The sequence below is a fragment of the Marinobacter persicus genome, assembly GCF_900114155.1.
GTDB lineage: Bacteria > Pseudomonadota > Gammaproteobacteria > Pseudomonadales > Oleiphilaceae > Marinobacter > Marinobacter persicus.
The window spans coordinates 59,908-80,178 of record NZ_FOSC01000007.1 but is presented as its reverse complement, the minus strand read 5'-3'; the positions used below and the strand labels follow the sequence as shown (position 1 = coordinate 80,178).

Annotated in this window: 15 protein-coding genes; 9 read left to right on the top strand and 6 right to left on the bottom strand. The window is 51.4% G+C overall.

What is annotated here, in order from left to right; all coding sequences use genetic code 11:
• Positions 1-8: 8 nt before the first annotated feature.
• From BMZ63_RS08970 to BMZ63_RS14965, 3 genes are all read left to right on the top strand, one after another.
• A complete protein-coding gene (locus BMZ63_RS08970) occupies positions 9-3,266 on the top strand; it encodes a type I restriction endonuclease subunit R (RefSeq protein ID WP_091704587.1) in 3,258 nt (1,085 codons plus the stop codon).
• A gap of 8 nt (positions 3,267-3,274) precedes the next feature.
• Entirely contained in the window at positions 3,275-3,982 is a 708-nt protein-coding gene (locus tag BMZ63_RS08965) for a M48 family metallopeptidase (protein WP_091704585.1), read from the top strand.
• Positions 3,983-4,066: 84 nt separating this feature from the next.
• Complete coding sequence (locus BMZ63_RS14965; RefSeq protein ID WP_177187054.1) at positions 4,067-4,222, top strand: hypothetical protein; 156 nt, start codon at positions 4,067-4,069, stop codon at positions 4,220-4,222.
• On the opposite strand, the gene BMZ63_RS15300 is transcribed toward BMZ63_RS14965, so the two are convergent.
• The 5 genes from BMZ63_RS15300 to BMZ63_RS08940 all read right to left on the bottom strand — a co-directional run bounded on the left by BMZ63_RS15300 (position 4,189) and on the right by BMZ63_RS08940 (position 7,319).
• Complete coding sequence (locus BMZ63_RS15300) at positions 4,189-4,521, bottom strand: DUF7673 family protein (protein WP_425319892.1); 333 nt, start codon at positions 4,519-4,521, stop codon at positions 4,189-4,191. The genes BMZ63_RS14965 and BMZ63_RS15300 overlap by 34 nt on opposite strands.
• Positions 4,522-4,851: 330 nt before the next feature.
• Positions 4,852-5,484 carry a recombinase family protein gene (locus BMZ63_RS08955; RefSeq protein WP_091704582.1) on the bottom strand — a complete coding sequence of 211 codons (633 nt, stop codon included), beginning with the start codon at positions 5,482-5,484 and terminating at the stop codon, positions 4,852-4,854.
• A 120-nt stretch (positions 5,485-5,604) separates the two neighbouring features.
• Positions 5,605-5,994, bottom strand: coding sequence for a hypothetical protein (locus BMZ63_RS08950; protein WP_091704579.1), 390 nt, complete (start codon positions 5,992-5,994; stop codon positions 5,605-5,607).
• Between the two features lie 70 nt (positions 5,995-6,064).
• A complete protein-coding gene (locus BMZ63_RS08945; RefSeq protein ID WP_091704576.1) occupies positions 6,065-6,478 on the bottom strand; it encodes a hypothetical protein in 414 nt (137 codons plus the stop codon).
• Entirely contained in the window at positions 6,471-7,319 is an 849-nt protein-coding gene (locus BMZ63_RS08940; RefSeq protein ID WP_091704573.1) for a hypothetical protein, read from the bottom strand. The genes BMZ63_RS08945 and BMZ63_RS08940 overlap by 8 nt, the downstream gene beginning before the upstream one ends.
• Before the next feature lie 149 nt (positions 7,320-7,468).
• On the opposite strand from BMZ63_RS08940, the gene BMZ63_RS08935 reads away from it, so the two are divergent.
• Positions 7,469-8,701 (top strand): hypothetical protein, encoded by a 1,233-nt coding sequence (locus BMZ63_RS08935; protein WP_091704571.1) that lies wholly within the window; start codon positions 7,469-7,471, stop codon positions 8,699-8,701.
• Between the two features lie 13 nt (positions 8,702-8,714).
• Here the strand turns inward: BMZ63_RS08935 and BMZ63_RS08930 are convergent, their stop codons facing one another.
• Positions 8,715-9,518: a BrxR family helix-turn-helix transcriptional regulator gene (locus BMZ63_RS08930; protein WP_091704568.1), complete on the bottom strand. Its 804-nt coding sequence runs from the start codon at positions 9,516-9,518 to the stop codon at positions 8,715-8,717.
• Between the two features lie 87 nt (positions 9,519-9,605).
• Here BMZ63_RS08930 and BMZ63_RS08925 point away from each other — a divergent pair, with 87 nt between their 5' ends.
• From BMZ63_RS08925 to BMZ63_RS08905, 5 genes are all read left to right on the top strand, one after another.
• Positions 9,606-11,096, top strand: coding sequence for a Wadjet anti-phage system protein JetA family protein (locus BMZ63_RS08925; protein ID WP_091704565.1), 1,491 nt, complete (start codon positions 9,606-9,608; stop codon positions 11,094-11,096).
• Positions 11,086-11,724 carry a DUF4194 domain-containing protein gene (locus BMZ63_RS08920; protein ID WP_091704563.1) on the top strand — a complete coding sequence of 213 codons (639 nt, stop codon included), beginning with the start codon at positions 11,086-11,088 and terminating at the stop codon, positions 11,722-11,724. Before BMZ63_RS08925 ends, BMZ63_RS08920 begins: the two co-directional genes overlap by 11 nt.
• Positions 11,721-15,143 carry an SbcC/MukB-like Walker B domain-containing protein gene (locus tag BMZ63_RS08915; protein WP_091704560.1) on the top strand — a complete coding sequence of 1,141 codons (3,423 nt, stop codon included), beginning with the start codon at positions 11,721-11,723 and terminating at the stop codon, positions 15,141-15,143. The genes BMZ63_RS08920 and BMZ63_RS08915 overlap by 4 nt, the downstream gene beginning before the upstream one ends.
• Positions 15,140-16,378 carry a Wadjet anti-phage system protein JetD domain-containing protein gene (locus BMZ63_RS08910; protein ID WP_218141230.1) on the top strand — a complete coding sequence of 413 codons (1,239 nt, stop codon included), beginning with the start codon at positions 15,140-15,142 and terminating at the stop codon, positions 16,376-16,378. The genes BMZ63_RS08915 and BMZ63_RS08910 overlap by 4 nt, the downstream gene beginning before the upstream one ends.
• Before the next feature lie 126 nt (positions 16,379-16,504).
• Positions 16,505-20,263 (top strand): hypothetical protein, encoded by a 3,759-nt coding sequence (locus tag BMZ63_RS08905; RefSeq protein ID WP_091704555.1) that lies wholly within the window; start codon positions 16,505-16,507, stop codon positions 20,261-20,263.
• Positions 20,264-20,271 lie beyond the last annotated feature (8 nt).

Here is a 20,271-nt window from a genome sequence, read left to right as displayed (position 1 = left end):
GAACAATAATGAGTGAGTACACGGAGGTTGAGCAGCCGTTTCTGCAGCAATTGAAAGCACTTGGTTGGGAGATCATCGACCAGGGCCAGGAGATTCCGTCCGACCCGACGCGTAGTCATCGTGCAAGCTTTCGCCAGTGGTTGCTACCCGACGTGTTCACCAAGGCAGTGGCATCGCTGAACCAGGGTGCCAGAGGACATACCTGGCTGACCGACAAGCAGCTTGTGGACTTGCAGGAGCATGTTCTTCGGCAACCTAATCGCACCTTGCTTGAAGCCAACGAAGCGGTACAGAAGCTGCTATTCAAGGCCCAGGTGGATACCAACGAAGAGACCGGTGAGCAGGATCCGGTCGTTAAACTGATTGATTTCGATACACCGGCGAATAATCACTTTCTGGCTATCAACCAATTCCGTATAGACACTCCCGGTTGTGTTAAGCAGTTCATCATCCCTGACATTGTGCTGTTCGTGAACGGGATTCCGCTTGCCGTTGTGGAGTGCAAGAAGGGCGGGCCCACTTGCGCCAATCCTATGGCCGAAGCTTTTGTCCAGTTGCAGCGTTATATGAACCGGCGCGAAGACACCGCACGCCAGGGCCTGAAGGAAGGCGAGCCTCGCCTGTTTCACAGTAATTTGTTGTTGATTCGGTCCAGTGGTATGGAGGCCGACTATGGCACCATCACTTCTGGCGAAGAGCACTTCTACCCGTGGAAAACTCTATGGCCCCGCGATGACTCCGACGCTGAGGGGATGAATGCCCAGCATCGACTGATCGAGGGGATGCTCAATAAAACGAACCTGCTGCGCATTCTGCGTACATCGTCGGTGTATATGGATACTGACGGAGGACCGCGAATCAAGGTGGTATGCCGCTATCAGCAATTCCGCGCCGCCAATAGAATTATTGAGCGCCTGCGCCACGGCGAGACAGCAGAAGACAGGAGCGGGGTGGTCTGGCACACGCAGGGTTCGGGTAAGAGTCTGACCATGGTGTTTGTAGCGCGCATGCTGCGAGCGTCGAAAGACCTGAATGACTACAAATTGGTGCTGATCAATGATCGTACCGACTTGGAAGAACAGCTGGCCAAAACGGCGACGCTTATCGGCGGGCGCGTCAACGTGATTGAAAGTCGGCAGGCCCTTCGCTGGGATCTGGCCTCGGACCAGTCCGACATCAACATGGTGATGGCACATAAGTTCCAGATTGCCGATCAGAGCCTGCCGATTTCCGTAGCTGAGGCCTTGGGTACCTACCAGGCGATTCCGGGTAAGGAGACCTTTGGGGTGGTCAATCGCTCCTCCCGCATCGTGCTGATGATCGATGAAGCCCACCGTACCCAGAGCTCCGAGTTGGGGGAGAATATCTTTGAGGCGTTCCCCAATGCCGTTCGCATTGCGTTTACCGGAACGCCGCTGATTACCGAACGCCACGGTGAAAAACGCACAGTGAAGCGATTCGGTGAGTACATCGATAAGTACAAACTGATGGATGCGGTTGAAGATGGCACCACGTTGCAGATTCTCTATGAGGGTCGAACCTCGGACGCCGCGTTGAACGAAAAACACGTCTTCGATACAAAGTTTGAAAACCTGTTCAGAGATCGCTCTGAAGAAGAACTGTTGGCTATCAAGAAAAAGTACGGTGCCACGGGCGACATTCTGGAGGCCGAACAGCGTATCGAGGCTGTTGCCAGGGACCTAGTAGCTCACTACCTGGCTCATATCTTTCCTAATGGTTTTAAGGCACAGGTGGTTTGCCACTCCAAGCTGGTAGCGGTGCGCTACCAGAAAGCTATTCATCAGGCTTTAGCCGATACGCTTGAGGTGATGAGGGCAGAGTCAGCACTGGATGAAGAGAGAATTCGCCAAATCGAGTTTCTGAAGGCAGCAGTGGTAATTTCCGGCGATGGCACCAACGAAGCAGCCTATATCACCGAGGCCCGTAGACAAGCTCGTGCCTGGAATGCGGTCGATAATTTCTGCAAGCCCTTTGCCTTTGATGACCCCGACAAACCCTACACTGGCATCGCATTTTTGGTGGTCTGTGACATGCTGCTTACTGGCTTTGATGCGCCCGTTGAGCAGGTAATGTATCTGGACAAAAAGATCCGTGAGCACACTCTACTGCAAGCCATTGCGCGCACCAACCGGGTGAAAAAGGGCAAGCAACGGGGCTATGTAGTCGATTACGTTGGCCTGACGTACAAGCTCACTGAGGCTTTGACGCTGTACGCTGCTACGGATGAACAGCAGGAACTGGCCAGTGGGCTGAAGAACATTACCTCCGAGGTTCCGGTGCTGCAGGAGCGGTACCAGCGGCTTCTAAACCTGTTCACCGATAACAAGGTCCGGCAGATTCAGGCGTTCGTTGAGGGGGAGCTGCCTTCAGTTGAAGATGATGCGGCTGTGGTCCATGAGGCAGTGAAGCTGCTAAAGGATGAAAAGCTTCGGGCGGACTTTGACGTTTACCTCAAAAAGTTCCTGAGCAGCTTGGATATCATTCTGCCCCATACCGCGGGCCAGCCATATCGGGTTCCCGCAAAGCGACTGGGTTACATCCAGCGGGTGGCAAAGGAACGCTACAAAGACGACACGTTGAGTTTAGGCGATGCTGGACAGAAGGTGCGGGATCTGATCAACGAACACCTGATCAGCCTTGGGATCAATCCTAAAGTGCCGCCGGTGGAGTTGTTGTCAGAGGATTTTCTCGATCAGCTCAATGCGCACGCCGGGGGAAATGCCGAAGCCAAGGCCAGCGAGATGGAGCACGCAATCCGCAAGCACTGCACCGTGCACCATGACGAAGACCCAGCTTTCTATAAAAGTCTTTCGGAAAAGGTCGAGCAGCTGATCGATCGCCATCAGGGTGAATGGGAAAAGTTGGCTGAAGAGCTGCAGAACCTTCGTAAAGTAGCCGTAGAAGGCCGTCAACAGGGCGAAGCTGGCATGAGTAGGGAAGCGACGACCTTCTATGAGCATATCGCCAATGAAGCCTTTGAGGATGGTGTTGTTCCTCCGGAAGCGAACGCGAAGATGAAAGCCCTGATGGAAGCAATTGTCGATACGCTTCAGCACAGCATCGGCAGTATTGATTTTTGGAACAATGCCGATAAGCAGAAGAGGACACGTAGCGAGATTAAGACCGCGCTTACCCTCACCGGGATCTCCGAGCTAAAATCCCGCCGGGAACGCATTGCTGTCGAGATCATGAAACTGGCCAAGAACCGTCACGATGCCTTGCTGAAAAGCTCAGAGAATCAATAAGGAAACCGATGACACCAAGACGCGTGCGAGACATCGAGTATCAGTTGTTACCAGGAAGCCAGCGCAAGACGACGGATATCGTAATTGAGCGTAATGGGCAAATAGTCGTACGCCCGCCAGTGGGGTATACACCCGAGCAAGTGGACTCTTTGGTGGAAAGCAAGCGCCTTTGGATCTACCGAAATTTGGCTGAGTGGAAAGATTTGAATGCCACGGCGGTGGCGCGGGAGTGGGTCAATGGCGAAACCTTTCTTTACCTGGGCGGTGCCTATCGGCTAAGTCTGGTGTCTGGTCAGGACGAATCTCTGAAGCTGAAAGATGGACGTTTTTGCCTCAGTCGTGACTTGATTGAGCAAGGTGGCACACAAGCGGCAAGAACCGCTTTTGAACAGTTCTATGCTGACAAGGGCCAACAAAGGTTTGCCGACCGGGTAGCTTATTTCGCCCCGAAAGTGGGTGTTGAAATCAGCTCAATCCGGGTTAAGGACATGGGCTACCGCTGGGCCAGCTGCGGGCGCAATGGAGCGCTGAATTTCCACTGGAAGTGCATGATGGCACCGCCGAAGATCATTGACTACTTTGTTGTTCATGAGCTTTGTCACTTCCACCACCGCAACCACACTGATGCTTTCTGGAATGAGGTAGACAAGGTCTTACCGGACTGGCGCGAGCGAAAAGAGTGGCTGCGAAAGCGGGGCGCGAGCTTGGACATTTAAGGCGTGATCAGGGGTATAATGCCCCATTATATGGAATGCCACCGTTACTGAGGGCCAGTCCGAACAGCAGAAGAGGAACGAGCATTGAGAACTCTTGAGGATATTCTGGCATCCGAGAAACCGGAGCTTGTTGATGCTGCAAAACGAAAAGCCGCAGATATCCTCGACGAGATGGAATCAGAATGTCTGCTGGAGAGCGCCGGTGGTCAGGTTCTGGATTCCAAGACCCACCAGGAATGAAAGAGCTCGTCTCCCCCAGACACGTAGGTATGAACCTCCCGGCCATTCCAATCCAACGCCAAAACTTCTAGAGCCGCCTGCTGAAGATCGGCATCCAGCGTCCTAAGCCTATCCAACTCGAATGGCCAGTGACTGGCATTATAAAGACCTAGCAGGAAGCGCCTGACATGGCGGGCCTGGCCACCACCACTGTGAGCGGCGTTGATTAGTATTTTGAGAGCCGGAACCCCCGAGCTCTCCCTCTGTTGCGTCCGTTTTTCTTCCTGTTCCAGAAAAAGGAGAAAGCTGCCAGGAAGCATCGCTGTTTTGTCCGTCATGTGCATAACCTCATATCGGTCTCACGCATATGCTGCCATGGACAATGCTGGAGGCAGGGCTCTCAAATTGCCCGTTTTAGGCAAGAACACCAGCTTGCCCCGATTTTATTTCGGGCCGCCATTATGGCGGGGCGCTCTCTTTCGGAATCTGCGCTTTGCGAATTCTTCCAAACGGTCAGCGTTGCGGTAAGCCATCACGCAGATAAAAAGCACAACTGCGACAAAGCTCAAGAATGCAATCAGGGTGGCAGATAGATTCAGCATATTTAGGTCTCCAATGGTTGATTGCCCTAACAGGGCATTTCGATGGTTTCAGGCCATAGCATCGGCCTGTCTTAGTTCTTTGGCGACAGATGCAATCAAATGTCGCGAGCAACTCAGCATTTCCTGGATCTCGCTGTAGCTGTGGCCGCTGCGTAGAAGGCTGGCGATGTGTTGTCTGCGTTTCAGGTCTGGCTGCCGCCCTTGGTACTTTCCCTCCGTTTTGGCTTTATGAATGCCCTGGAACTGGCGACGCCGGCGGTCTTCGTAATCCTTACGTGCCACGGCTGCCAACATGTCGAGCATCATGGCGTTTACGGCCCGGAGGATGGAGTCGGTGAATCCGGTGTTATCTTTCTTTTCCAGGGCTAGCCAGCTGGTTGGAAGCTCCGGAGAGACTATGGCTAACCGCTTGGTGGCCAGCCTTTGCTTGAGCGAGTCCCAGTCACTCTGTTTGAGGCGGGCTAGCCGGTCGATCTGTTCGACCACCACAATGTCACCCTCACCGGAATCCGCAATCAACTTCATAAGCTCGGGGCGGTGCAAAGTAGCGCCGGACACGTTCTCCACATAGAAAGCCGCAATGCGCTGACCGTGGTTGGCCGCGAACTGCACCAGTGACTCCCGGGCTCGCTCTGCATCCTGTTCCTGAGTGGATGCCCGCAGGTAGGCTCGAATAAACATCTTCCGCTCCTCAGTCTGTTATAAATGGTTCTCTTTGGCCGGTCTGTTTTAGGTGGTTCTAGTGGCCGCTACCCGGCTCGAACCTATGGTTCTCCTGATCTGTACCCAAAAGGAACCACCTCAAGCGTCGAAAAACTCCCCGAACGGATCATCCTCTCGGAAGATCGGATTGACTCTGAAGTCATCGAACAGATCGCCTGCGCCTTCTTGACTCCCGGTGCCGGAGGTTGTCGTGCTGCTTGGACCGTTTTCTTCCCTACCACCGCCTCGACTAAACGACGCCATCTTTTTCTCGAATTCAGGAAACGTCATTTGCCCATCGGGTCCCTTGGTGAAAACCGTCTTGTAAGCATCGACTGCGGCCATTGCGAAGCGAATGAGCAGTAGGATCACCCAGAGCACGAACAATAGATACCATGCGTAAAGCACTGCATCGGTACCCCTTAAGGCGAGCTCCACAACGACGATCCCGGCGAGCCCCACTGCTACTATTTTTGTCACCCTCACCATGGTTTCAGTCCCCGATGGCTCTTTACTTCGAGGCTACCAGAACCTGAGAAAATGCAAATTTTGACCGGCGTCAGGCCGCTCTGGATCGCCCGGCCAGCCATGGCAGTTTCACTTTGTCGTAGACATCGTTCGTCATCGTCTTCAAATCTCCCGCGTCCAGGCGTGGAACCAGCCACGCACTGCCTTGGTATCGAACTCTGGGGTAGCTGGATGGCTGGAATACACCGTGAGGGAGGTCGTCCTCATCGCCTAGCCAATGCCTGAGCCGCAGATCAATACACCAGCCCTGTTCGAGCTCGATCCAGCAATGGGGAGCGGTGGCCATTCGGCTCAGTCGGTCCTCTGCGTATCCGATACGACATTGATGGAAGATGCCTTGCTCACTCAGAGCATTGCTGATCACAGAGGTCATGCAGTTGCTATCGATTTTGGCGTCTTCAAGCGGCAACAGCGCGAACTCAAGTTCATCATGCCAGTCACTCATGATCTGGCTCCTTGAACATCAGTCGCTGGCCCTGCTCGTAAAGCAGCGGGTACGGCAGCGGTTCGCCATCCTGGACGACGGTGCCGGGAGGAAAATACATCACCATCCAGGATGGTAAGGCACCACTGACCGTGCGGTAGAACTCGTCCACAGGGAAGCTTTGTTGTTCACCTGACTGCCGGAAAATGAGGCGAGAGTAATTCTCTGGATGATTGGCCGCGATGTTGTAGCTTTCAGGTCCAGTACCTTCCACGTAGGGCGGTGACTTCCAGCGATTCGGAGTTTTGATGTTGTAGGCAACCACACATTGACCCACACCACATCCATGCTCAGAGCTTTCAATCGACCAAAGCATAAGAGGATGGCCCTCAATCTCAGGCGTCTCCACGTTACTGAGTTTGGTGGCACTCAACGCCATATCATTGGCAGCTAGCCGGATGGCCTGGTCCAACAGATCCACATACTGCTCATATGCCTGAGCCTCCGAAGTGGCCATCGACGCAGGCATCCATCCCATCAGGCTTGGTCTCGCCGACGGATTGTCTGGAGTCATCATGATGTCAGTAGCGTTGGACAAAAACGTCTGGCTACCTGAGAGATGTCGAAGCGGTGCATCGAATGAAGTCGCCAGGCTGGCGAGATCCAGTAATGGCACCAACATGCCTTTACTGTAGGAGCGAGTGCCATCCCCAGAATCCCGCAAGTCCATATCGTAGATGCCACCGGCTCTCGCCAGGTTTAAAGCCCGAGACTCTTCCGGATTGTAAGCTCGTGGGGTGGCCGCGCAGCCAACCAGGGCAGCGGCCAATATTGCTATAGTTAAGGGTACTAATCTTTTCATTACGTCCTCCTGCTTTTATTAAATATTCTCACGAGGTTGAGAATATGCAAGAGAAAAACTAAAAATAATCTTTATAAATCAATAGCTTGTACTAACAGAACAAAGTTTAAATTCGGACGTAGCGAAAAATTGGCGGGGCAGGCATATCTTTGGCTATAAAAGAAAATGGCACTTTCGATCAGCAGAGGTTACCTATGGAAAGCGTCGCCGCAATTACGCGAGAATCACTTTACAACGAGGTATGGGCAGAGCCTGTCTCCAGAGTTGCGCCGCGCTATGGGATATCCGGTGTTGCATTGGGAAAAGTTTGTCGCAAGCACAAGATACCTCTGCCGCCACGTGGGTACTGGGCAAAAATCAACGCCGGACATTCACCGAAGAAAATTCCGCTTCCTATCGCCAGGGAGTTTGAAAATTACTCCCTACCTCTCAGCCGGTCACGCACTTACGACCCCAATAATCCCGATGCCTCGCGGAAAAAAGCCACGACAGCCCAAGAACGTATAGGCTTTGTTGATGTGCCAGAACGGCTCGAATCTCCGCATCCCTTAATAAAGAAGGCATCCAAGCGACTGAGGCAAAAATCCGGATGGGACAACTACAAAGGACTGCGTTCAGCACCGGGAGAAATTTTTGCTTTCGAAGTGACCAGAGATGCCATCGATAGAGCATTATTGATAGGCGACACACTGATAAAAGCGCTTGAACGTCAGGGTATGAAGGTTTGGGTGGACCGTGAAAAGAGTTGTACCCTGATCGGATTGGACGAAACTTCGTTGACCATAGCAATCAGCGAGCATGTCGCCAGGAGCAAGCATGAAGTAACCGCAACAGAGAAAAAAGCAATTGAACGCTGGCAACGTTCTCCGAATCGCTGGGGAACCGGATACCACTACCCAAGGCCACCTGATTACGACCACCACCCAACCGGAAAATTGACGATTTCAATCGGCGGTTACCCATCCAGAAGTTGGGGGGATACGCCGAAAACTCCGCTGGAGCAACGGCTGCATCAAGTTGTTGCCGGTGCATTAGACCTGATCGCAGAACATCGTATCCGAGCTGAAGAGCAGGAACGCAGACGCCTATTATGGCAGACAGAAAAAGACCGATACGACCGCCAGGTTGAGCTCCGAAAGCAGGAACTGGAGCAACTTGAAGAGTTGAAGGTAAGCGCCACTCAGTGGCTGGAAGCCGAAAGGTTACGACAATATATCGATGCGGTAGAGCAGGTTGCGATCAGGAATGCGGAGCTCAGCGACGAACTCAAGGACTGGATAAGCTGGGCGCGGATCAAAGCAGACTGCATGGACCCGTTAATAGCAGTCTCAGATGCTATTCTGGATGGCCCGGAACCAAGGTCTCCGGGCTATTATTACTAGTAGCATGCGAGTCTCACCCGTCGTCCCGAAGTGATTCCGTCCGGAACAGATAAATTTGAAACTCTGGTGGGTGCTGAACTTCAGGGTTTTCTGCAACCTCTAAATCTCTCAAGACATATCTTATCAAGGCGCGCCGAGTAGTAATGCGTCTGCCAATGGCGCCTTTGAATAGCTCATCTCGAATCAGTTTTTCTTGTCCCTCGGTCAATGATGGGTGTGGTCGTAACTCGAGCTGAACTTTTTCTTCCCAATTGATATCCGTGGGTGTTTCTACACCCTTAGGGGCTGACTCCGCGCAGGATATTCGGGCGAGGTTAAAGTCCCGGTGCTGTTCAGTGAGTTCATCGAAACCCCTCACATGCCATCTTCTCCCGGCGAACACAAACGCCAAGGGATGGATAATACGTTCAATACCATCCGGATTGTTCATAGACCTGTAGATGATTCTGGAGGCTGCACCCTGGTCCATCGCTGAGTGAATAACTCGAAACAGTGCTGGATCAACGTTGGTAAAGTCTCTCTGGGTCTCCTCCACCCTGACATGAGCAACTTGGTCTTTCACCGACCGGAAATAGGCCTCGATACTAAGATTAGCGATTTCTGGCTTGAATCGAGCCGTAGGAACATATCGCCCACGGCCTTTCCCTTTCAGAGTTTGAGTATTAGATGGGAATGCGTCTCGATACGAAGCCAATACCCGCGAGGCTTGCACGCTGGTTACCCCAAACTTTTCCCTAAGGCGCTGATTGGTTATCTCCCCTTCATATGCTAGCAACATCTCAATGAACTCAAACTGCAGTCTCGTGCGGCTATCCAATGGCGTAACTCTCTGCTGGATTTGTATTAATATCAGTGTTAATTTAACATTGATGTTAACTAGGAGTCTAGGAAGATTGGGTGGCCTATGCCTGAAGATGCGGACAACCTATTTGATCGTGTACCTGAGCATATTTTTAGACCGCTCGGGGCGCACGAGCATGCGCGTCGTAACTGGTCGCTCCTAAACCATCTGTATAACGATTTCTTTGCACCTGAGGCTGATCCTCCAGAGGGAGAAGGCTGGACACAGAAGCGTGTGGTGGCATCAATTGAGCGTTTCTTGGTCCGGTGGGATGATGAGCATGAAACCAATGTTGAGGAGCGAGGGACTCCGGTAAACATACGCGCCCATGACGCTCTTTCAAGCTTCCTGGATAGTGGCTGGCTGAGCATCGATCGAGTTGGCTTTACCCAATTCGTCATCATGCGCCCCACGGTCCAAAACCTGTTTGAGTTGCTCAAAACCTTTGCTGAGCAAGGACCCGAGTTTATCGGTGGGCGTGTGCAATCGGTCCGGAATAACTTACTGCAGGTGCAGGCGGATCCTGAAAAAAATGCCGCGGTGTTCCAGGTTGCTGCTAAAGAATGTTCCGCGCTTCTGCGAATGTTGAACACTACGCGCATGCGCGTTAGGGAAGCTAGTGAATACTTGCGCACCCAGGAGTCAACCCATCTCTTCCTCGAGAAGTTTTTTGGTGACTATATCTCCAGTTTGTATATCGGCGACTACTCAGACCTGTTTTCCCGAAATCATCCTCTCGCATCTCGCTGGGATATCGTCGACCTCGCTTCCCGAATTACAGAAGAACCAGAAAGTCGTGAACAATTGCGTCGGTGGTATCGCAAGAACTTACGTTGTCGGTCTACTGAAGAAGCGGATGCATTAATTGAAAGTGATACGGCCCGTGTTCTGGCACTTCGCGAGGTCGACCGATTGCTCGCACGCCTTAAAGATGCCGTCACCCGCGCCAACGACCAAGCCCTCGGATATCTCGAATACAAGGTCCGCTCTCAGGGCAATTTCGATATGAAGACCGATCAGGTCATAAATGCAGTTGTTCGCGCTGCTGATTCGCGACCCAATGATAAAAATCTGGCTCTACCCACAGGTTGGTCTCAAGGACGACTCTTAAGTGAAGACGCCCTGAAAATGCCGAACAAGAAGCCACGAAAGCGCAGAGGTGCGGTTATCCAGAAGCGTCAGCTGTCACCGGAGGCAAGAGCACGACGATTGGTCCGTCAAATCATGAAGGGGAACCGAGAGGTTTCGGAGGCTCGCATTATTCAGTACATCGATCGTCATGTGGACTCTGGAGGTATTTTAGAAAGCAGTTCCATGGAAGTGGATTCCATCAACGACCTATGTATTTTGGCAGCATTCTCTCGCCTTGGGTTGATTGCCGACCGAACGGAAAGGAATGCTCGGGCCGGCATTGTTCGACCAACACTATTCAAGGAGCTCAACAGGCATATCGAGATTGAGCTGACAGGTGAGCGCTTTGAGAACGAATACATTGAGGCGCCTGTTGTAAGGATTCGTCGCCGAAAGGACGGGAGTACAAATAATGCCAACTAGCTGGAAACGTATTGCAGAGCAAGACGAGGCTCATACTGTTCGGGATTTTCAGAGGGCGGCACAACGTCTGATTGTTGATCAAGTGTTGTACCAGGCAAACCCGAAGCAGAGATCAGACTATGACTTGGTGGCGGCCCACGAAAATGCATTCGCGGAAGCGCTTGATCTCTTTGGCTGCATGCTCGATCTCAATGTCCAGGAGCGATATGTGGCTGCTGTTCCGACAGTTACCGAAGTTAGCAAGATTCCTCTGATGCACACCTTATTGGCTTTGGTGTTGCGGAAACTGTATGACCATCACATGAACAGGGGATCACTCAATGCAGGCGTTGCGGGTGTTAGCTTGCCTGAACTAGAGGCGGCGTTCCAGGAATCAACAGGACGTGAATTACCAATGAAGCCCCAGTCGGAGCTTCAGGGGATGATGGATGCAATGAAAAGGTGGGGAATTGCTCGTTTAGTCAGAACTGAGAACTTAGGTGAGGCGACATGGTTTGCTGAGATTCTGCCCGGTATTCAAAGCCTGATAAACGAACGAACTCTCGCCATGCTGAAATCCCATGCAGAGTTTTTATATGAGCCTGATGGGTTGGGCGATACGACAGAACAAAAGGAGAGTTCTTTGTGAAACAGCTCAAACGCATCTCATTAGTCCAGTTCTATCTCCACGAAGCAGTCGATATTGAGGTAGCAGGAGCAACTGCCTTCCTGGGGCCAAATGGCTCTGGAAAATCGTCGACGCTGGACGCGATACAAATCGCAATGCTCGGGGGAAATCAGCAGTACACACGTTTTAATACCCAATCGGTATCAACCAAGCAGCGGCGAAGCTTAGCTGGCTATTGCCTTGGCATGCTCCGCAATCCAGAGAAAGACAGTGAAGTGATCGGGCGCGCGCGTGACGAGGCTCGAACCTACATCATTTTGGTCTTTGGCGATAATAAGGAAACTGAATGGGTTTCTGCTGGAATTTGCATCGAGGCCGATGCAGAAACTGATGAGCACGAGGTTAAAGGCCTTTTTGTCCTCCCTGGATTGGCTTTAAAAGCCGACGATTGCATTGTCTACGACGGCGACGATCAGCGCCCGATCCCGTTTGCAGACTTTCGAGAAAATGTCCGAGAACAAGCTCGGAACAAAGGACGGACGCCCATCTTTACCGATAAATCGAGTGAGTATGTTCAGGAGCTGCTATACGCTCTGAATGGCGAGCGAATGCCTAATGCACGACGGTTTATGTCGTCTTTCGTGAAGTCGATGACCCTGAAAAATGTCGATTCGATCGATCAATTTGTCCGAGATTACGTGGTTGAGTCCAATCCAGTTGATATTGCGACGTTTCGCAAGCAGGTCGAACAGTTTATCGCATTGCGCGATTTGATAAAGAAAACAAAAGCAAGAATCTCACGGCTCGAAGGCATCATTACTGACTTTGATCGCGCGCGCCAGGCAGAACGTCGAATCGCAACTCTTGAAGCCATAAAAGCGATTTTTAATGCCGAATGGCTGGGAGAGAAGATTGACGATATCGAAACCCAGATCGATACACTCCAAGACCAAACAAAAACTGCAGAAGGCTTTGCTGCTGATGCGAAAGAACAGCGAGATCTCAAACAAGAGGAAATTACCCAACTGAAGGTTCGCTTGGAGAGCGACCAAAATGAGCAGCTTCGGCAACGCCTCGAAGATCAGATTAACTCTCAGCGCCAAATAATTACAGCCTACCAACATCCGGAGATATCCCGAGCGAACCGCCTGATCACTTCGCTAAGAGAGTTGATCGACGAACCGGTTTTTTCTGAGATTCGAAGTCTTATGAGTACCGTAGTTGATGAGCTGGTCGAGGCTCGGGGAAGTGAAAACTCGGGAAGCGCGCTGAGCGAATCAATTGGGAAGCTCGACGGGGATCTCGCACAAATTCGGGTCTTCTCTCAGTCTAATCTGGCCTTGATCCAAAAGAAGCAAAATGAACTGGGTGAGGAGCGTGATGCAATTCGACGTCGGATTTCAGCAGCAGCTCAAACCGGACGATTGTTGAATGATGGCGCAGCGCGGTTATTGGAGATACTTAATCGCGCCGGTATGGAAGCTAAGCCCCTGTCGGCGTTACTACGCATTTCGGACGCAAGCTGGGCGCCGGCTTTGGAGGCTTATTTAGGTGGTGATCGTGATGCTCTGATTATCACGGAAGGAGAGACCCGTGAGGCGGTCAAACTATTGCGCCAGGCGAGGCAGCAAGGCATCCAGGTAAACGGTGCGGCTATCATCCAGCCATCTCACCTACGCAATGTCGACACTTCCGCTAAAGGTGAGGAATTCGCATTGGGTGTTTTTGAGACCGATGACGATACGGCTCGTCGTTTCGTTTGGCAGAAGTTCGGAAACATGCGCTTAGTCGACACCGAACTGGAGCTCGAGACCCATCCAAGAGCAATCACCCGAGACGGAATGCTGAGCCAGGGAGGTCTAACAAAATCCATCCGCATCGCACCGATAAGTGATCTTCGTATAGGCAAGGAAGTCCAGGACACATCGCAATTATCGCGACATGTATCGGAACTCCAGGGAGAACTGGAGCAGCTTGAGACGCAGAGGAAACGCGTGGAAGGACTCGAAAAAGCTCTCGCCACGAACGCCAACGATGACGATCAGGGCGTCACTGAGAAGCTTGCAGAGGCCAATAAGGTGATTAACCTGGCATATCAGCAGCTCAAGGGCCTAGATGTCTCACACCTAGATGAGTTGCGATCTCTTCTTAGAGCTGCTGTCTCGCAACACTCAGAATACGACAATCAGTATACGAAGCATGATCGACTCGCGGCAGGGTTGAAAGAGCAAATAGGTCAATGTGGGGAGCGGAAAGAGCAACTGGAACAACAGTTACCTGCAAGTCGCCAAGCTGAACATGAAGCTGTAACCAACGCTTTAGTCGATAAAGAGTGGCTGGACAGTATGAAAGACGAGATTGAGCGCGCCGAAACCAGCTACGATCTTCGGCTTCAAGAGGTGGATAGGAAACTTGACTATCACACACCCCGCTTGAGGAAGGCCGAGGAAAACGCTTCTCTTGAACTTGCCCGCTATGTCCAAGACGAGCGTTTGGATGTGCAAGTGCCCCATATGGAATGGCATGAACGTTATGCATGGACACTAGAGGAAAAGACGAAGCTTTTTAATACCGAATTGCATCGGTACGAGGAGGAAGCTGAGTTGGCCCGTCAGGCATCCGAGGAAACGCTGCGCTCAGACATCGCCATGTCTCTCCATGATCGGTTCAAAGAAATGGAGTTGGAGCGTCGGGAGCGAAATAAAATACTTGAATCATGTCCGTCTTTCACCGGTGGGGAACGTTACAAGTTCACAGCCAAGGTTGTGCCGCAATACGAAGCCTTAGTGCGATACATCAACCAGATTGCTCAAGAAGACACCAATTTTTCTTTGTTTGCCGAAAACCCCGATGAGATTAATGAAACTCTCCGCGATCTCGTGGAAGCCGCTGCTGACTCTGGTAACGCTAGTGGCGTTCTAGACTACCGACAGTTCTATACCTTTGATTTAGACATCTTGGTCGATGGTAAAAGAGTGGATCGTATGAGTAACCGGCAAGGGGCAGGATCCAATGGTGAACACATAGCGCCGATGTACGTTGCCGCGGGTGCTGCTCTTGCAAAGGCTTACAGGCTCCACAGTAACAAAGGAAAGCAACGCGGTATCGGCCTTATTTGTCTTGATGAGGCTTTTCATGGCATGGACACAATCAACGCCATAGCCACCGCACGCTTCCTTCAAAGCATCGGCTTGCAGCTTATTATGGCGGGGCCGGAGCTTGAACGCACCAAGCTGGCACCTGTAACCCAGACCATCTATGACTTGGATCGAGAAGGGCTGGACCTACAAATGGAACGGACCAAATTCAAGGAGGCAGCCAACAAACTGATGGTGAGTGATATGCCTGACGAGAACCCGGAGGTTATGAAAGGTGCTTACCAGCAACTTGGATTTGAACAGCCAGTAGAATATGCAGTTTCTGACAATGGTGGGCAATGATGCTGCGCTCAGGAGCAGATGCATGTGATGAGAGTATGCGTCGCCTTATCAAAAAAGCTGCCCGTGCTGTATTCGCAGATGGCGAACTTGACCCGTCTGTAGAAAAAATTTCGGTAAGTTTGCCTGCAACGAATTCGAGCTTGCGGGAGTACTATCGCCTTGAGCGCTTTGCAGACCGAGAGGAGTATCATGCGCGACTTCAGATCTACTCAAATGCAAAGGCGATAAAGGTAGACTGGGACGTCGGTGCAGGAGAGAGAGGGCAGCTTTCGAGAGTAACGCTGCTTGATCCCAAAGCGGTGGTGAGTATTTTTGGCGAAGAATTGCCGTGGGAAGTTGCCTCGCGAGCCATAGCAAGAATAGCGGCTGTAGCTAAAGAAGGGCTCCCTAACGTTGACCACATTATTGATGCGTGGCGTTTCGGAAAGGCCCCTGGAGGTGTGCCAGCAGAGCGTGCAAATCAACTGGTCGACAGCATGAGGGTTATAGATGCCGCGCAAAAACTTTCTGAAGGTGGGCAGGATGTACTGCTACGCAAGCTAAGCGCCAGGCTATTCAGTGATAGTAAACGGATAGAAGCACTGTCTCGTCAGCTTGCTTTCCTTCTTGGAGAGCCCGCAGAAACCGAAGAAGACGATGTTTTTGCGCGGTTGGGCCTGGTAAAGCATCCTCAACCTATGCTTCTGAGTGGCCCACCGGATTGTAGGATTCAAATTGAAGGGGTAGCTATTCCTCTGGCGTCCCCCTATCTCGGCTTCAGACCGGACACCATTAAAGGCCTGGTCGTTTCAAATGATCCTATTCGGCGTGTTCTCACCATTGAGAATCTAGCGAGCTTCAACGAAGCAGTTGACCTCGCAAAAAACGCGAGGGACTTGCTGATCGTTTATCTTGCTGGTAACCCCACACCATCTTTTCTCGCGGCATACAATCGAATACTTTCATCCGTGGAGCCCACCGAAATCCTGCATTGGGGCGACATTGATGTAGGTGGGTTTAGGATTGCGGCAAGATTAGCCGATAGCATCAGGTCTATCGGCCATAGTCTTAAGCTTTGGCGGATGAATCCATTGGAAGTAGCCTCGGGACAGCAAAAGACCGTCCCGGAAAAGAAAATCGAAGAAGCATCAACAATATGCGAGAAATACGGCTGGAACAAAGAAGCCGAAGGATTACGGAGCAATCCAGTATTTCAGGAGCAAGAGTTCCTCGATTGGGCGCCTCCGAATGATTAAACGAGAACATAACTCATTGAAACACAGTGGTGTTATCCCAGTTTTCCACTTTTCCCAGTTCGGTGATGGACTCCGGCGTCTGGATTTAAAGAAAGTTGCCGACAATTACTGCGGAGGATTTTCACCATGCGTATAACAGCAACCCATCTCACACAGTGGTCAGACAGGCGTGAAGCCCAGGGGATGCTTCCCGTATTGGTGAGAAGATTGATTTCGGCAACAGCTCGTACCACGGCACTTGTCATGCCGGGCGGCGACTCAGTCAATATACCTGGCTGGGACGGTGTTATAGAAACGGCAGAGGGAAACCCTTGGGTTCCAAGTGGAGTCAGTTATTGGGAACTGGGCACTTCAAAAGATCCGGCTTTAAAAGCGAGAAGTGATTTCAAAAAACGTCTGGAACAGATTTCCAAAGCGGATGCTGCTCGGGCCATTTTCGTTTTTGTGACTTCTCGTCGTTGGCCTGGAAAAGACGCATGGCGGGAAAGCGTGAGAAGCCTGAATGCTTGGGCTGATGTTTGGGTGTGGGATGGAGACGATCTCGAAGCCTGGCTGGAAACCTCTCCGGCCACCGCGTTGTGGTTGGGTATTCAGTTGGATATCGCCGGTCACGGCATAGAGGCTGTAGAGAACCACTGGGCTCACTGGGGCAACCAATCCAAACCGGTTGTAACAGCCTCTAATTTGTTTGTCGGTCGGGAGGAATCCAGGACTGCATTAAAGAACAGCATCCAGCAGCATGAACCGTTGATTTCTGTTATGGCTGACAGTCAGTCCGAAGCTGTTGCCTTTGTATGCGCGCTATTGATTGAAGACGGATATTCCACACGCGCCGCCTGCGTAACCTCAGAAGAAGGCTGGCAATTTGTCGATGCTAACCCTGGCATTGAAGTGGTAGTCATCACCGATAACCGACTGAGCTACCATCGTTCCCCGCGTAATGGAATTAGCCTAATAGTCCCTATGGCTTTTGGAGATCAGGCTTTCAATCTCATGGGCATTGGTGGAAGAGCGATAGAGCAGAAAACTATAGAGCTCCGACGTCCAAAGCCTGATGAATTCGAGAGATCCCTGATTGAACTGGGTATAGCAGCATCTGATGCTGCCCGATATGCTCGTACAATGGGAAGATCGTGGACCGTTTTTCGCCGTTGGCATGCGCTAAATCCCGCCATCAAGAAGCCGGAATGGATCGAGGCTGCCGATTCCACAAGCCTGCTTATTCTGACTCTCGTAGGTGCCTGGAATAGCGCCTCAGATGGTGACAAGGCTTGTATCTCAAAGATTGCCAACCGCGCTTATGAGGACATCGAAAACGAACTACTGCGACTAGTCGCCCTCGATGATGCGCCCGTGATAAAAATCGGCTCCCTATGGAAAGCCAAGGCACCGCTAGAGTTGTTGCATCTCATAGCCCCTCGGATAACGAGCGATATATTGATGAGATTCTTCGAGGTCGCCAGGGCTGTGTTCGAAGAGCCTGACCCGGCCTTGGATCTCGAGGAAGATAAGCGTTGGATGGCTTCTATCTATGGCAAGGTTCGTGAGCACTCCGGTGTTGTGATGGAAGCCATGGCGGAGTCAATTGCGAAATTGGGTTACTTTTCTGATAACGCGGGCTCAACTGTTATCAATGACCATGTGAGGTGCTTCGTTGGTCAGCTTCTTGAGGAAGCTAGTGGAGAACGCTGGCTTTCAATTTCATCCTTTCTAAAGTCATTCGCCGAGGCCGCTCCCGATGAGTTCCTGCGCGCGATCGAAAAAAGTTTGCGTAAGCCTGACAAACCGGTTGCTCGGTTAATTACGGAAACACAATCATCGGGGGTATCTGGCCGCTGCTGGCATGCCACCCTGCTTTGGGCACTGGAGTTGTTGGCGTGGTACCCCGTCCGGCTCGGCCGGGTGGCGAAGATCCTGGCTGAACTGTCTGATGTGGAAGTAAAGGGTAATTGGGGCAACACACCGTTCAATTCATTGGTTTCTCTTTTCCGACCGTGGTACCCGCAGACGGCAGCGTCGGTCGAACTTCGCCTCCGTACAGTCAGAAACATAATCGAGCGACATCCTGAAACAGCTTGGAAACTTTTGCTGGCATTACTGCCAGGGCGACACGATATGGCTTCACCTAATGCAAAGCCCCAGTGGCGCGACGATGACGCTGGCGCAGGTGAAGTTGTTACCTATGGAGAAATTAGGCAGCTCGTACTTCCAGTTGCAAGTTTGTTGCTCGAACAAGCTCAGGGAAATGCCAAGCGCATTGCCGATTTGATACCCAAGATTGATGAGTTGGATACGAATTTCCGTGACGAGGTCATAGCATTGGTTGTCAGCGCAAAAAGCTTCCCCGATGAAGATAGGGAAATTGTTCGCAGTGCAACTAGGAAGCTGCTGAATTGGGAGAATTCTTTTAATCAAGACGGAGGTAGTCACGATCGATATTCAGCGGATGCACTGAGGCCCTTATTCGATGAATTGGCAGCCGATGATTTGGTTAAGAGACATGCTTGGATTTTCGCCAATGGTTTGGTCGCGCTTCCAGATGGACGGGAAAATGACTTTGAAGAGGCAGAAAAGGTGAGGGCAGCATTGCGCACTATGGCCATTCGAGAGATATTCGCAGCTCGGGGTTGGCAAGGCATTAATGAACTAGCCAAGCAATGTGAGGTGCCAGGGCTTGTAGGCTGGGAGTTGGTTAAGGAACCGTTTGAACGTGATGAGTTGGTGCGGTGGTTATGTCAATGGTATGTCACCTTGCAAAATGATTTTATATTTGACTCGTTGACCTCAGGGGTGCTGCATGCAGTACCTCAAGAAGAATTTATTGATTTCCTACAAACCTGTTTGGGCTCGCTTGAGAAACAAGCGCGATCCCCAGAGCAGGTTGCTGATTTTATATCCAATGCGCCGCAGTCGATGGCTCTATGGCAAGTTATCGAAACACAACCACCAACACTTCACGATCACTTCTGGTTTGTTGTCAGGCCTTCCTCTATTCGGTCTAGTAGTAGTCATTTATCTTTCTGTATAGAAAAGCTTTTGACTGCAGGTAGGCCTAATACCGCAATGGAAGCCGTGGGAGGTCGCGCATCCGAACTACCCTGCGAACTGCTGATTCGTATACTCAAAGGAATTGCTAGCGGTCAGGAAAAAAATGCGGCCCTTCCACAGCCATGGCATATCGCTCGTGTATTTGAGGTGCTTTCCAAAAAGGACTGCAGCCAGCCTGAGATGGTGGGTCTGGAATTTGCTTACTATCCAGCTCTTAAACATGATAAGTATGGTATGCCCCATTTGATGGCGGAGATATTGAGCAACCCTGAATCGTTCATGGAGCTTATATGCTTGGTGTACAAGCCGAGTAATGCCAAGCTTGAACCTGCCCCCGGAAACATACGTGCGTCTGCAGAAACAGCAGGTTCCTTGCTCCATAGTGGGCGTGGTGTTCCTGGGCTAGAGTCCAATGGGGAGATTGTGAGGGAGAGTTTTTTCTCATGGATCAATAGAGTTCGGGTATTGGCAAAGGAGAAAGATCGAGAAGTCATCACTGATTTGAAGATTGGTACTTGGCTATCTAACTGGCCTATAAATCAAGATTTCGATTGCTGGCCAGATCCAGTCATAGCTGAATTGTTGGATATGGACGACTGCGAAGATATCAGGCAAGGTTTTTGTACAGGAGTATACAATTCCCGAGGCGTTACTTCTCGCATGCCATACGACGGCGGGCTGCAGGAGCGGAAGGTTGCGGAGGAATTCAGGCGTTTCTCCATTCATTGGAAAGACTCAAAACCCAACGTCGCTTCGATGATCGAAGGCCTTGCCGAATCATACGAGCAAGAGGCCCGGCGTCACGATGAAGACGGATTATGGGCTCAAGAATGGTAGAGAAAACT

Coding starts and splice junctions, on each gene's coding strand:
- BMZ63_RS08970 (WP_091704587.1), top strand. CDS start 9: ATGAGTGAGTACACGGAGGTTGAGCAGCCGTTTCTGCAGCAATTGAAA.
- BMZ63_RS08965 (WP_091704585.1), top strand. CDS start 3,275: ATGACACCAAGACGCGTGCGAGACATCGAGTATCAGTTGTTACCAGGA.
- BMZ63_RS15300 (WP_425319892.1), bottom strand. CDS start 4,521: ATGCTTCCTGGCAGCTTTCTCCTTTTTCTGGAACAGGAAGAAAAACGG.
- BMZ63_RS08955 (WP_091704582.1), bottom strand. CDS start 5,484: ATGTTTATTCGAGCCTACCTGCGGGCATCCACTCAGGAACAGGATGCA.
- BMZ63_RS08950 (WP_091704579.1), bottom strand. CDS start 5,994: ATGGTGAGGGTGACAAAAATAGTAGCAGTGGGGCTCGCCGGGATCGTC.
- BMZ63_RS08945 (WP_091704576.1), bottom strand. CDS start 6,478: ATGAGTGACTGGCATGATGAACTTGAGTTCGCGCTGTTGCCGCTTGAA.
- BMZ63_RS08940 (WP_091704573.1), bottom strand. CDS start 7,319: ATGAAAAGATTAGTACCCTTAACTATAGCAATATTGGCCGCTGCCCTG.
- BMZ63_RS08925 (WP_091704565.1), top strand. CDS start 9,606: ATGCCTGAAGATGCGGACAACCTATTTGATCGTGTACCTGAGCATATT.
- BMZ63_RS08920 (WP_091704563.1), top strand. CDS start 11,086: ATGCCAACTAGCTGGAAACGTATTGCAGAGCAAGACGAGGCTCATACT.
- BMZ63_RS08910 (WP_218141230.1), top strand. CDS start 15,140: ATGATGCTGCGCTCAGGAGCAGATGCATGTGATGAGAGTATGCGTCGC.
- BMZ63_RS08905 (WP_091704555.1), top strand. CDS start 16,505: ATGCGTATAACAGCAACCCATCTCACACAGTGGTCAGACAGGCGTGAA.